Here is a 13006-nt window from a genome sequence, read left to right as displayed (position 1 = left end):
ACCAAGAAACATGCTGCGGAGTTTTAGCAAAGATACTTCATCAAGCTGGTGTTGGAAAACGTGGTCTTATCGTCGTTTGCACGGCGTGAGGAATGGGAGTGGCTTCAATTTTTGAAAGTTAGGTGAAAAATATGTCGGATCTAAAAATGAATAAAGAAGACGGTGTTGAAAGCTATGAATTTGCAACCCCTGAAGCAATCGAAGAAGCATTGAAAATCGGGAAGCTTAGTCAAACGGTTTTCGGCATGGGTTGCTTTTGGGGACCGGATTCTAATTTTGGAGGGACGCAGGGAGTAGTGCAAACACGTGTTGGCTACGCTGGAGCATCAACTCTGGATCCGAGTTACCGCAACATCAACGGACACGCCGAAGTCGTCAGAGTGATCTACGATAAAGACCAAATCAGCTACAGGGAACTTCTTGGAAGTTTTGAATCATGGTCTGTTCATGGTAGAAAGCAGGGCCAGTATCGCCAGATACTTTTTGTTTTTGATCTGGAGCAAAAACAAGTAGCTGAAGAACTGATTCAAGCGATTGGAAAGGAGAAATCTCCCGAGGTGATTGAGGCCGGAGAACAAAATGGTTATTTTTGGCCCGCCGAAGATTACCATCAAAAGCATCGTCTTCGCAGAAACAAACAGCTTGTAAGTCTTGCAGAAGTAGATTTCGGTCCTCGCTGGGATGAACATCTGTATTTTACTAAATTAAATAGTACCGATAGAAAAGGCTTCAGTCTCTCAAGCTGGCTAAAAAAGTTGTCTCCGGAAATGCAGAAAGCTTACCGAATCGGTTAATCTGAAATTGCAGCTGGCTAAAGAACTCTATTTTCTATATGTAAAGAATGTGACGATCTCCTTCACATGGAGTCCAAGAGAGCATAAAAAATCTGTGTAAGTCGCATTACCCATGTATTTGAAAGGAATAAATAATGCCAATATCAGACCAGCTTATCGACCGAAGCAAGACCTCAGTTTTTATGAGGTCTTGAGATCAGCGCAGCATGAACAGATCTCTTACAGTGTGGCGAACACACTGGTTTGATTGCGGCCTTGGGTTTTAGCTTTGTATAACATCTGATCGGCGACTTCGAGCAACTGCTTTTTGTCGTCAAATAAATCAGCGCTGGCCAAACCTATGCTGACCGTTAATTGTCGTAATAACCACTCATGGTTAGCCACTACCAGCCTTAACTTTTCCAGTGTTTTATTTGCGGACGCTGTGTCTGTGCCTGGCAGGATCAGCACAAACTCTTCACCACCATAACGGGCGAAAAAGTCATAGTTCCTGCTATGGCGCTGAAACAGAGCCGCGACTTGACTCAGTGCCTCATCTCCTGCGGCATGACCATAGCTGTCGTTAAAACTCTTAAAGTGATCAATATCAATCAATGCCAGTACAAAAGATTGTCCTGTTCTTTGCCAGCGAGCAAATTCAGCTTCAAACTTGAGGTCAAAAGCTCTTCTGTTGTTCACCCCTGTCAGCGCATCCGTCATGCTGGTATTATGTAATTGTTCGCCGACTTTTTTCAGCTCCAGTATGGCGATCACTTGTCTGGACAGAGCCTGCAAAGAGCTTATCTGCCGCTGGTTCAGCTGCTTAGGAACATGATCATAGACACAAATAGTACCAATCACTGCACCTTCGGGATCAATCAGCGGCGAGCCAGCATAAAATCGGTAGCCAGGTCCTGAAATCACCATAGCATTGGTACTGAATCTGTGATCTAAAGTAGCGTCAGGGACCACCATTACCGCATCAGGTGTTTCCATTGCATACACGCAAAAGGACTCTTTAATTAATACAGAGGTACGCGAAATACCAACTTTTGCAATTAGATTCAGCTTTGTGTCATCGGTTCGCGTCACCATAGCCACTGGTGCATCACAGATATAACACGCCAGTTCAGTGATATCCCGCAGGTTCTGATCTGCTTCAGCAGGTGCTTTTAGTGTGGTTTCTGCACTAGCTGTTTGAGCTAAACTAAAGGTCATGTACTTCTCCGTTTTTCTACTGCATTTTTCAAAGATCCTGCATAGAAAAATGAATTAAATCGTTGATTTAACTCTAGCATAGATCTGTCAGACTTGAAGTTATCTCTGTAGCAATGGTATTGTTTTGTACAATATTCGCCTGCTTGATTTGAGTTTTAGCTGTATTTATAAACTTTTGGCTTTTCCGGTCGCAGGCTCTATAATTTGCTCGTTTAAATCCAACTCTTCGTCTAACGTCATCTATTTAGTGTGCATGCGGCCTCCGGAGCATTTTCCGTGGCTTATTTTACCGAAGCATCGGGATTGCTAAATAGAGCTGAACGCTGTAATGCGCTTTCGAACTGAGCTTTCCGTAACTTCGGCATTAGTTCATGTACCTTGCTTACTGGATGTTGGTTGACGCGCAGCAGCACGTCCGTCAGATAATCGTAAACGTTAATAGCAGTGTTGACCTTGCTTTGAATGACGCCAACATGCTTAGCACCAAGCTCCGTTCAGCAGAATCACAGCCAGTTTTTCAGTTATCCCAAGTGTCACTCTCAGATTAAAGGCCGCCATACCGGATGTAGTGCCAACAAGAAAACTAAAACACAACTTCGCTGATCATCGCTGAGTGTTTATAAATCGTCTCCCATCACCGGTATCGATAAGCAGATAAACCTGGTTATGCCATTAGCAGTTCTTGAAGCATTCCTGCTTTCAATGTCGTCAACGTGATCACGATTTGAGTTGAGATAACGACTCTGTTGCTGAAGACTCTCAGTTAATTGCCACTCACCAGATTCAAGAACAGCACCCGCTAACTCGGCACATACTGTTGCAAAACCATAAAGCGCTTGATTATCGCGGGTAAAACGCAGCGGCATCGTCTGGCCTTTTACAAGAAGGGACCATTCCAAAACTCTGTACTTACCTTTTAATCGGTTACTGACAAAAATAGTTATACTTGTACCGCTGGCGCCAACAACTAAAAAGCTCGTGATAGCTAGTCCTATCAGAGACCATAACTCTGGTTTCCCACTTAGTAACAGTGGATTAGGCAAATGACTCCTCAAAACGAGATCAGCACCAAGGGTCAGCGCTGTTTTATACACTGCTTGTTCTAATAATGGAGTTGCATTGACCAGTGACGCAACAGCATCACAACTATAAGGTTCTAGAACTGCCGTAGCTCTCAACCATTCTGTTTCATGGGCAATCGCCAACAAATTTGACCAAATTCGAACCAGTGCCGCTATATGAATGGAGTTTTCATCAGTCAGGACGGTTTGATTAAGCTGCTTATCCAGTTCCTGATGCCAGTATTGGTATTGGCTTGTCAAAAGTACAAACAACTCAGATTGAAGCAACTTATTATTAGTTACCGGTCTTATCCTATTTGACATCTCATTGAATAGTTGTATAAATTTTTTGTCTGCTTGTTGCTCACGCTTTAGCAGATCTTGCTGTTGTTGAAGCATCTGTAAATCGTATTCAATGGCCTGCTTAAAAAGTGTGAGTAAGGAACAGTGTTGTGATGCCCGATCTGGGCTTGAAAAGTCCAACATACACAAAGTACCGAAAGTTTTTCCGCTAGGCCAAAGCAATGGCAGGCCATAGTAATAACTAAAGCCTGCTGCAAATGTTGGGTTATTGTTTTCATATCGGGTACCGATTGCATTTTCAACTAGTAATGGCTGGTTACTGGAAATGACTTGGGAACAATAAGTGTTAAGTGCCAATGGAACAGGTTCACCGCAATAAAAAGTTGGTACTGACACACTGCCAACAGCCTGACAAATTTCGTTTTTATCTAATCGATTAATCAGCACACAAGGCACTTCCGCGACTTGAGCCATCGAGTTTACAATGCCTTGCCAGCGCTCTAGGAGCAGAGCGGTTTCTATGCTCAAATCTACTGCCATTTGTTCCCTCAGTATTTAAATAGTCCCCTTTTGCATCATTCGATCTTGTTTATCTCAGAGTATCAAACAGGAAACAAAGTGATTGATGTCAATCAGGGAATTAGCAGCATTGATGCATTAAGCGGCGCACATACACTCTAAGTAAAGTGCTTAAGTCTGATTATGGCAAGAAATTGTTACTTTGTCAGGGATAGTCAACACTTTATTAGCGAGAGACTTGCTTGGCTGACATTTAAGACAAATCGCGAGATTCCAAATCTGCCACCAACAGTCGGAACTGAGTAACTCACTTGAGCTTTAAAAAGTAAAGCATTGAAATATTTATGGTATTTATACATCCTACCTAGCTCACAGCAGAGTTTAGCATCGTGCATTAATATGACCTTACACTAAAAATACGTACTAGTTGACGTCTATCAAACTCGTTTACGAGATAGTGTAGTGGTCGACAAATTTTGGCCACATCGTTATTGCCTAATAACCGATGCTCTCTTTAAATGCGAAATGAGTAGTGCACGCATTTTTAGCCTTTTGGCAAAACGTTGATGTCTCGAAATTTTCAAGCGCTGTGCCTTGTTTATTTTCAGAAACGTCTGCTTTCAGTGAGTTCCTGATGCTCGGGCGCTCTAAATTATGGGTATAGACAATCTGATTTGCCCTATATTTGCAGTTTTTCGTGAACCCTTAATTTCACAACTCTTTTAATCTGATATCCAAAGTCTGCATCCATACATAGCCCCTACGTAAACTGTCTAATAAGTCACATTATACGAACTATTGAGCATGTTATATCTATTTTACATGCTGTAAATTCAGTTCCATTAGTAAATAGATAAAAACCAAGGAGGCTTTATGAAAAATAAATAATGTGATCGTTGCCGGAGGGTGTTTTTGGAGTCTCGAAGACCTCCTTAGAAATCAGGACGGCGTGACGTCAACGAAGGTGTGTAGTGGCACTGAAATGGCGACTGCGCAAGACGTGAAGATGAGCTGTCTGATAGCAACGGATTATCAAGCAGAACCTTCTTAAATACAATTTATTCCACGCCAATACAGCGTGCTGTCTTTCAAATCACTAGGAGAAATTTATGTCACGTTTGAACACCCCTACCACAATCGACGCCGCGCCTACTGCTACCCATACCTCACTCAAGGCTGTGGAAAAACAACTGGGCCGCGTTCCTAACATGTTCCGCGTCGTTGCCAACAGCCCTGCTGCGCTGACTGGCTACCTGCAATTGAGCGCAGCATCAGCACAGGGCGGCTTGGGTACAGCGACTCTTGAGCGTATTGCCCTAGCCGTCGCTGAGATCAACGGCTGCGATTATTGCCTTGCTGCCCATTCCTTCCTAGGCCGTAAGGTGGCCAAGCTTGATGATGCTGAACTCACTGCCAACCGCAGCGGTGCATCAAATGACCCTAAGGCCGACGCAGCCGTGCGTTTTGCTGCCGCCGTAGTCCGCCAGCGCGGGCAAGTCAGCAATGACCAGGTCCAAGCGGTGCTGAACGCTGGCTACAGTGATGCACATGTAGTGGATATTCTGTTGGCTGTTGCCCTGAACACTTTCACTAACTACGTTAACGAAGTGACACAGACCGAGGTCGACTTCCCGGCCGTTCAACCACTAGGCATTGATGTCTAATCCATTGGTGCTCAACTACAGCAATTACCTAAGTTAGGTTCGACTCGAGTAAACATATAGTTTTTCTCAAGAGTCATATCATTTTAGTGGGCTACATAGAGTGAGTCCACATGGCTAAAAATAATTGGAGATATAAGATGACTATTCCCGAAATTGAAAATGGTGTCCAGACTACCAATATCCTTAGTAATAATCTCGGTGCAAAAGTCACTAAGTTTGGTATAGGTGGCATCTACGTTGCCATGACGATAATATATTTGTGGTTTGGTGGTATGAAATTCACTAGCTACGAAGCAAACGGTATACATGGTTTTGTTAGTAATAGCCCTCTGCTTTCATGGATGTATAGTTTCCTCAGCATTCAAGGATTCTCAAATTTTCTGGGTGTGCTTGAAATTTCAGTTGGCCTGTTAATCGCTGCACGAGTTTTCTCCCCTAAGCTCGCAATCTTGGGCGGTGTACTTTCAACCGGACTCTTTTTTACGACATTGTCGTTCATGCTGACTACACCCGGTGTTTTTGAGGCATCTCTTGGGTTTCCTGCGATCTCTGTGGTTCCTGGCCAGTTTTTGCTAAAAGATTTAGGCTTGTTTGTCGTGTCTATATTTATCGTAGGCACATCACTTACAGCACTGGAGCACAAAAACAAATAAGCCGCATCCGAAACAACTATAAGTTAGAGGGCCTTAAATTCTGCGGTATAGGTCTTGCAGTTCTTTTTAGCTGTCATAGGCACCTCGTTATGTGATTTTACTCACTTAGCGCGGTGTACAGAACTACTGGATCAGATCATTTTTTCGGGTTAACGGCCTAAGTGAAATAAATTCTGTAAACAGAAGGTCTCTTATAATCTGAAAGGCACATGGCTCTACTCTATAAGAGGACATTTATGAATACCTATCAAAAATCTATGAATGCGATTTCTGCTCTGACTAAGGAGCAGTATCGGGTGACGCAAGAAAATGGTACAGAGCGTCCAGGGACTGGTGAATTGCTAAAGAACACCAAGCCCGGCATTTACGTGGATATCGTGTCAGGTGAGCCTTTATTTGCGTCTTCTGCCAAGTATGAATCAGGGTGTGGTTGGCCGAGCTTTACCAAAGCGATAGACTCTGTCAACGTAATTGAAATCACTGATAGGTCGCACGGCATGACCCGCACAGAAGTGCGCTCAACTCATGGCGACAGTCACTTAGGCCATGTATTTTCAGACGGTCCCAAAGACCAGGGTGGCCTACGTTATTGTATTAACTCAGCGTCATTACGTTTTATTCCTAGGGAAGAAATGGCAAGTAAAGGTTACGCAGAGTATTTAGACCAAGTAGAGGACATTTAATTATGGCAATTGAACGCGCAGTATTAGCCGGTGGCTGCTTTTGGGGCATGCAGGATCTTATCCGCAAACGTCCCGGTATCACTTCAACCCGAGTAGGTTATACCGGTGGTGAAGTGGCTAATGCTACCTACCGCAATCATGGTAACCATGCTGAAGGCATTGAAATAATGTTCGATAATGAAATCACCAGCTATCGACAAATTTTAGAGTTTTTCTTTCAGATTCATGACCCTAGTACAGTAAATAGACAAGGTAATGACAAGGGCACATCTTATCGCTCAGCCATTTATTATACCTCTGAGGCACAGCATGCTGAGGCAGTAAAAACCATTGCTGACGTGGATGCTTCGGGATTATGGCCTGGAAAAGTAGTGACTGAAGTCGAACCTGCAAGTGATTTTTGGGAAGCGGAGGCTATGCATCAGGACTATTTGGAACTCCGACCAAATGGCTATACCTGCCACTTCCCCAGACCAGACTGGAAGTTGCCCTCATCTCAATGAGTTTGCAGCAGCCCACACAGACTTGCAATTTGCATACGACAACCACCCTTAATACAATCGGCTTAGGCGGTGGTTGTCACTGGTGCACCGAAGGCGTATTTTCATCACTTATTGGCATTGCTACTGTCAATCAAGGTTGGATCGCCTCAATTGGTGACAACGCTCAGTTCAGCGAAGCCATTGAAGTGGTTTTTGATCCGACTGTTATTTCTTTATCAACCTTGATCGAAATCCATTTACATACTCACGCGAGCACATCAAACCACTCAATGCGTGGTAAATATCGTTCAGCGATATACGCTTATGATGAGGTTCAGTATAACCAGGCTGTAAACATATTAGATGCCTGTAGAGCTGATTTTGAGCAGCCAGTCATTACTCAGGTTTATTTTTTTAAGGATTTTAAAGCGAATAAAACTGAGCTTATCGACTACTTTTATACAGCACCCAACAGACCATTTTGTCAAAGGTACATTCATCCAAAACTCACCTTCTTATTAGCACGTTTCAGCCACTATGTTGATACGCATAAATTGACAGAGTCAGGTGTAGAGTTAACATCGATATAGGCTGTGCTACTCTGCAAGTTCGAGCGTCATGATTACCAACTCTAGTAGTGGCATCGATCACACGAAAACTAAAACGATGTCACCGCAAACGAATGACATCAAAGAAAGACCCTCGTCGCATGAGAAGATGGATACATGAATCGATTATCGATGACATGCAAAAGCGGTTGGACGAAAATCCGGAATTCCCGGTCATAAGGAAACAGAGCGTTGAGCATCCGTTTGGTACTATAAAAATGTGGATGGGAGCGACGCACTTTTTGACTAAACGCCTCAAAAATGTGAGCACTGAAATCAGCCTCAGTGTGCTTGCTTACAACCTGAAACGGATGATGACGATACTGGGAACTGTCGGTTTGATGGCTGCAGTCAGGCAGAGTTGAAAATCAATCAGCCTAATCTCATCTCATCAAATATCAGCCCCACGAGTCAAAACTCGCTGTTTTTAAATGCCTTAACACTGCAAGCCTAAAATCAGCATCTGCACCTTGTGAATTTGATTGCCGCCATTCGAGTGCTTAAATGCAACCCAAATCAATAGTTGTTGATGGGGACGATAGAGAAAACGGACAAAATCGTACGCTAAGCGTGCGGCCTGTCAGGTTGAGGCCCTAGAGGTTGCAGGCGAGTCGTCAGAAAATGCTGGAATCGGCCCTATTCTGACACTGCCCAAGGTTCCGGCCTGACGCCCAGTTAGGGCATGCCTCAATCTGACGGCTGCGAACCGCCAGGGACAGGCGCAATGTCAGATTCTGTCGCGGCCTTGGCGCGTGCCTGGAAGCGTTCATAGCAATCCAGCCCGCAGAAATGTTCGACGTATTCCGCGCCTTCCGGGGTGAAGGCGGCATCGAGCGGAATTTCTTTGCAGCATACGCAGCAGGTGGTGCAACTGGCAGTGTTCGGGGCGTTTGCGTTCATGGTGGTACTCCTCCAGATTGGTAGCGAAGCTCAAAGCTGCCCACTCTCGGCTGGCTGGGAAGCGGTCATGATCTTCCCTTGAAGGCCCGCAGCAGCCGCGTCACAGACAGGACAAACAAGCCGGTCAGCGTGAGGGCTGCAATACCCCAGTGCTCCCCGATGAACGCGCCGGCCGTCGTGCCGGCTAGCACAATGGCGAGAATCGGCAAATGGCAGGGACAGGTGAGCACGGCCAGCGCGCCCCACAAGTAGCCGGTGATCGGTTTGTGCGTCTCAGACGGCAAGTGCTCTGGGCTGTTCATGGCAGACTCTCCGCGTGCTGTGCCGGTTCGGTTGGCATGGCGGCCAGTTGCATTTCGAGGCTGGCCAGGGCCTCGCGCCGACGCTCGACGAGTTGCCGCAACACGGCAAGCTGCGCAGACGCACCGTCACCGTCCGCAGCATCCAGCGCCCGGCACAGCCGCGCCAGTGCGTCCAGGCCGATACCCGCTTCGAAGGCAGCCCGTACAAAGCGCAGCCGTTGCAACGCGGTGTCATCGAACAAGCCGTAGCCGCCCGTGGTGTACGCGACCGGCCGTAGCAATCCGCGCAGCAGGTAGTCGCGCACGATATGCACGCTCACCCCGGCATCAAGGGCCAGCCGGGACACTGTGTAGGCGCTCATTGAACACCTCCTTTTCCTCATCCGGCGCAGCACGAAAGCTGCTTCACGTCCTTGCTGAAGGTCTGCGCCGCGAGCTTCAGCCCTTCGACCATGGTCAGGTAGGGGAACAATTGGTCGGCCAGTTCCTGCACGGTCATACGGTTGCGAATGGCGAGCACCGCCGTCTGGATCAGTTCACCCGCTTCCGGGGCCACCGCTTGCACGCCGATGAGCCGTCCGCTACCTTCCTCGATGACCAGCTTGATGAAGCCGCGTGTGTCGAAGTTGGCAAGCGCACGCGGCACGTTATCCAGTGTTAGCAGGCGACTGTCGGTCTCGATCCCGTCGTGATGTGCTTCCGCCTCGCTGTAGCCCACGGTGGCGACCTGCGGGTCGGTGAACACCACGGCCGGCATTGCGGTCAGGTCCAGGGCCGCATCGCCGCCAGTCATGTTGATCGCCGCACGAGTGCCGGCCGCTGCCGCCACATAGACGAACTGCGGCTGGTCGGTGCAGTCGCCGGCCGCGTAGATGTTCGGGCTACTGGTGCGCATGCCCTTGTCGATGACGATGGCCCCCTGCGCATTGACGGCTACCCCCGCCGCTTCCAATGCCAGGCTGCGCGTGTTCGGTGTCCGGCCGGTGGCGACCAGCAGCTTGTCGGCGCGCAATTCACCGTGCGTGGTGGTCAGCACGAATTCACCGTCCATATGGGCGACCTGGCTGGCTTGCGTGTGCTCCAGCACCTCGATGCCCTCGGCACGGAAAGCGGCTGTCACCGCCTCGCCGATGGCCGGGTCTTCACGGAAGAACAAGGTATTGCGCGCCAGGGCCGTGACCTTGCTGCCCAGCCGGGCAAAGGCTTGCGCCAGCTCCAGCGCCACCACCGACGAGCCGATTACGGCAAGGCGTTCGGGAATGGTGTCGCTCGCCAGGGCCTCGGTGGAAGTCCAGTAGGGTGACTCTTTCAAGCCCGGAATCGGCGGGACCGCCGGGCTGGCACCCGTGGCGACCAGGCAGCGGTCGAACATCACGACGCGCTCGCCACCCTCGTTCAAACTAACGATAAGGCTCTGGTCGTCCTTGAAACGCGCTTCACCGTGCAGAACGGTGATGGCTGAATTGCCGTCCAGGATGCCTTCGTACTTGGCATGACGGAGTTCTTCGACACGGGCCTGCTGCTGGGCCAGCAGCCGCTCGCGCAAGATCGTCGGCGGTGTGGGTGGCATGCCGCCGTCGAATGGGCTTTCCCGGCGCAGATGGGCGATGTGGGCGGCGCGGATCATGATCTTGGACGGCACACAACCGACGTTGACGCAGGTGCCGCCGATGGTGCCGCGCTCAATCAGCGTGACCTGCGCGCCTTGCTCGACGGCCTTCAGTGCTGCCGCCATCGCGGCTCCACCGCTACCAATGACGACGACCTGCAACGGGCGTTCGTTGCCACTGGGCTTATCAGCGGCCCCTATCCAGCCGCGCATCTTGTCGAGCAGGCCGGCGCGGTTGTCCGTCGGTGGCGCATCGGCAAGCGTTGCCTCGTAGCCCAGTCCGGCCACGGCGGTAGTCAGCGCATCCGATGACGTGCCCGCCTCAATGGCGAGTTGCGCTGTGCCCTTCGGATAGGACACCAGCGCCGATTGCACGCCGGGCACTTTCTCCAAGGCTTCCTTGACGTGAGCCGCGCACGAGTCGCAGGTCATCCCGGTGATTTTCAGGGTGGTCATGTATTTTTCCTTTTCTGTGGTGGCTACGGCTGTTGCCGTCAGCCACGTTGTTCTGGCAATTCACAGCTGTCCGGCCCGCAGCGGCGATGTGCTGGCGAGATGAAATCCCAGACCGACACCCCAACCATCAAGGCCAGGCCGACATAGAGCAGTCCACCGCTCTGCCAGCCGTAAGCCCGCATTAAAAACACCGCTGCCAGCACCAAGATCGGGCCTATCGTGCCGAGCGCCGTGCGTCGCCACTGTCGATGATTGAGCCAAGCGATAGCATTGGCGAGTAACGCGATGCCGGCGAACATCGGCAGCAGGATGCCAATGAATAGCCCCTCGTACTGGCTCAAGAAGCCCAGTCCGATGGCCGCGCCAAAGCTGGCGATGGCAGGAAAACAGGCGGCGCAGCCCATCGCGGAAACGACGCTGCCGAGCGCGCCGGTTTTGCCAGCGATGCGCGTGATGAGTCCCATGTGTCGCTCCCGAGTTCGGTTAACGGATCAGCGTTTGAGGCTGGACGGATAGCCCGCGTCCTCGGTCGCCTTGGTCAACTTCTGGACGTTGGTCTTGGCATCGTCGAAGGTGACGACGGCCTGGCGCTTGTCGAAACTTACGTCGGTCTTGCTCACGCCCTCAACCTTGGAAAGCGCGTGCTTGACAGTGATCGGGCAAGAGGCGCAGGTCATGCCAGGCACGGACAGCGTGACGGTCTGGGTGGCGGCCCACACGGGGGCAACAACGGCAGCGAGGGCGAGGGCGGCAAACAGTTTTTTCATGATGAACTCCTGTGATTAATAGAAAAATGGCATGACGTAGGGAAATCCGAGCGAGACCAGGACCAGCGCGGCCACGATCCAGAAAATGAGCTTGTAAGTAGCTCGCACTTGGGGAATCGCGCAGACCTCACCCGGTTTGCAGGCTTGCGCCGGGCGGTAGATGCGCCGCCAGGCGAAAAACAGCGCGACCAGCGCTGCGCCGATGAAGATCGGGCGATAGGGTTCCAGCACCGTCAGGTTGCCGATCCATGCCCCGCTGAACCCCAAGGCGATCAAAACCAGCGGCCCCAGGCAGCAGGCCGACGCAAGAATGGCGGCCAGCCCACCGGCGAAGAGCGCGCCGCGCCCGTTTTGTGGTTCAGACTTTTGTGGTTCAGACTTTTGTGGTTCAGACTTTTGTGGTTCAGACATACGCTTGTCCTTTCAAATTTGGTTTGGATAGCTTAAGCTTACTTCCGTAGTTATGTACGGAGTCAAGCGATATGCAAATTAATTTTGAGAATCTGACCATTGGCGTTTTTGCCAAGGCGGCCGGGGTCAATGTGGAGACCATCCGGTTCTACCAGCGCAAGGGCCTGCTGCCGGAGCCAGACAAGCCCTATGGCAGCATTCGCCGCTATGGCGAGGCGGATGTAACACGAGTGCGGTTCGTGAAATCGGCCCAGCGGCTGGGCTTTAGCCTGGACGAAATCGCCGAGCTACTGCGGCTGGAGGATGGCACCCATTGCGAGGAAGCCAGCGGCCTGGCCGAGCACAAGCTCAAGGATGTGCGCGAGAAGATGGCCGACTTGGCACGCATGGAGGCCGTGCTGTCTGAACTGGTGTGCGCCTGCCATGCGCGGAAAGGGAACGTTTCCTGCCCGCTGATTGCGTCACTGCAAGACGGAACGAAGCTCGCTGCATCGGCGCGGGGGAGTCACGGGGTGACTACGCCTTAGCGTGCTTTATTTTCCGAATTCTGAGACGACCCCAACTAGCGAAATGTTACAGATTTAATAGGGGTCTTAG

At 50.0% G+C, this 13006-nt stretch carries 17 protein-coding genes and 2 pseudogenes; 9 read left to right on the top strand and 10 right to left on the bottom strand.

The genetic code is table 11. The features are described from left to right. Positions 1-146: 146 nt before the first annotated feature. On the top strand, positions 147-794 hold the full coding sequence (locus CF168_RS21540) for a peptide-methionine (S)-S-oxide reductase MsrA (RefSeq protein WP_223846397.1): 648 nt from the start codon (positions 147-149) through the stop codon (positions 792-794). A 219-nt stretch (positions 795-1013) separates the two neighbouring features. Here the strand turns inward: CF168_RS21540 and CF168_RS21535 are convergent, their stop codons facing one another. From CF168_RS21535 to CF168_RS21530, 3 genes and pseudogenes are all read right to left on the bottom strand, one after another. Further along, positions 1014-1991, bottom strand: a complete 978-nt coding sequence (locus CF168_RS21535; RefSeq protein ID WP_002119794.1) for a sensor domain-containing diguanylate cyclase — start codon at positions 1989-1991, stop codon at positions 1014-1016. Between the two features lie 281 nt (positions 1992-2272). Then, positions 2273-2485 (bottom strand): annotated as a pseudogene (locus CF168_RS22600) (transposase domain-containing protein); the annotation flags it as partial. Between the two features lie 123 nt (positions 2486-2608). Next, entirely contained in the window at positions 2609-3895 is a 1287-nt protein-coding gene (locus CF168_RS21530; protein WP_089069022.1) for a GAF domain-containing protein, read from the bottom strand. Positions 3896-4763: 868 nt separating this feature from the next. Here CF168_RS21530 and CF168_RS22740 point away from each other — a divergent pair. The 7 genes and pseudogenes from CF168_RS22740 to CF168_RS21495 form a co-directional block, all read left to right on the top strand. After that, on the top strand, positions 4764-4925 hold the full coding sequence (locus CF168_RS22740) for a peptide-methionine (S)-S-oxide reductase (RefSeq protein ID WP_223290059.1): 162 nt from the start codon (positions 4764-4766) through the stop codon (positions 4923-4925). A gap of 58 nt (positions 4926-4983) precedes the next feature. After that, positions 4984-5538, top strand: a complete 555-nt coding sequence (locus tag CF168_RS21520; protein WP_000088799.1) for a carboxymuconolactone decarboxylase family protein — start codon at positions 4984-4986, stop codon at positions 5536-5538. A gap of 137 nt (positions 5539-5675) precedes the next feature. Then, complete coding sequence (locus CF168_RS21515; RefSeq protein WP_011711654.1) at positions 5676-6191, top strand: YkgB family protein; 516 nt, start codon at positions 5676-5678, stop codon at positions 6189-6191. Positions 6192-6427: 236 nt separating this feature from the next. After that, positions 6428-6874 (top strand): peptide-methionine (R)-S-oxide reductase MsrB, encoded by a 447-nt coding sequence (gene msrB / locus CF168_RS21510; protein WP_011711653.1) that lies wholly within the window; start codon positions 6428-6430, stop codon positions 6872-6874. Between the two features lie 2 nt (positions 6875-6876). Beyond that, positions 6877-7377, top strand: a complete 501-nt coding sequence (msrA, locus tag CF168_RS21505; RefSeq protein WP_011711652.1) for a peptide-methionine (S)-S-oxide reductase MsrA — start codon at positions 6877-6879, stop codon at positions 7375-7377. Beyond that, the gene (locus tag CF168_RS21500; RefSeq protein WP_011711651.1) at positions 7374-7946 is read left to right on the top strand and encodes a peptide-methionine (S)-S-oxide reductase; all 573 of its coding nucleotides are present in this window, start codon (positions 7374-7376) and stop codon (positions 7944-7946) included. Before msrA ends, CF168_RS21500 begins: the two co-directional genes overlap by 4 nt. A 98-nt stretch (positions 7947-8044) precedes the next feature. Beyond that, positions 8045-8329, top strand: a pseudogene (locus tag CF168_RS21495) (transposase); the annotation flags it as partial. Between the two features lie 322 nt (positions 8330-8651). Here the strand turns inward: CF168_RS21495 and CF168_RS21490 are convergent. The 7 genes from CF168_RS21490 to merT all read right to left on the bottom strand — a co-directional run bounded on the left by CF168_RS21490 (position 8652) and on the right by merT (position 12409). Then, positions 8652-8864: a DUF3330 domain-containing protein gene (locus CF168_RS21490; RefSeq protein ID WP_000993245.1), complete on the bottom strand. Its 213-nt coding sequence runs from the start codon at positions 8862-8864 to the stop codon at positions 8652-8654. Positions 8865-8929: 65 nt separating this feature from the next. Beyond that, positions 8930-9166, bottom strand: a complete 237-nt coding sequence (merE, locus tag CF168_RS21480) for a broad-spectrum mercury transporter MerE (protein ID WP_001087807.1) — start codon at positions 9164-9166, stop codon at positions 8930-8932. After that, positions 9163-9528 (bottom strand): mercury resistance co-regulator MerD, encoded by a 366-nt coding sequence (gene merD / locus CF168_RS21475; protein WP_001277466.1) that lies wholly within the window; start codon positions 9526-9528, stop codon positions 9163-9165. Before merD ends, merE begins: the two co-directional genes overlap by 4 nt. Positions 9529-9545: 17 nt before the next feature. Then, entirely contained in the window at positions 9546-11231 is a 1686-nt protein-coding gene (gene merA / locus CF168_RS21470; RefSeq protein WP_000209296.1) for a mercury(II) reductase, read from the bottom strand. A 38-nt stretch (positions 11232-11269) separates the two neighbouring features. After that, positions 11270-11695, bottom strand: coding sequence for an organomercurial transporter MerC (gene merC, locus CF168_RS21465; RefSeq protein ID WP_000522996.1), 426 nt, complete (start codon positions 11693-11695; stop codon positions 11270-11272). 27 nt (positions 11696-11722) lie between these two features. Beyond that, entirely contained in the window at positions 11723-11998 is a 276-nt protein-coding gene (merP, locus tag CF168_RS21460; RefSeq protein WP_000732275.1) for a mercury resistance system periplasmic binding protein MerP, read from the bottom strand. Between the two features lie 15 nt (positions 11999-12013). After that, entirely contained in the window at positions 12014-12409 is a 396-nt protein-coding gene (gene merT, locus CF168_RS21455) for a mercuric ion transporter MerT (protein WP_001294653.1), read from the bottom strand. 71 nt (positions 12410-12480) lie between these two features. On the opposite strand from merT, the gene merR reads away from it, so the two are divergent. Next, positions 12481-12936 carry an Hg(II)-responsive transcriptional regulator gene (gene merR, locus CF168_RS21450; protein ID WP_001166628.1) on the top strand — a complete coding sequence of 152 codons (456 nt, stop codon included), beginning with the start codon at positions 12481-12483 and terminating at the stop codon, positions 12934-12936. Positions 12937-13006 lie beyond the last annotated feature (70 nt).

This window comes from Shewanella bicestrii, from assembly GCF_002216875.1.
GTDB lineage: Bacteria > Pseudomonadota > Gammaproteobacteria > Enterobacterales > Shewanellaceae > Shewanella > Shewanella seohaensis.
Note: the sequence above shows the minus strand (reverse complement) of the source record. Positions and strands in the feature narration are given on the sequence as shown.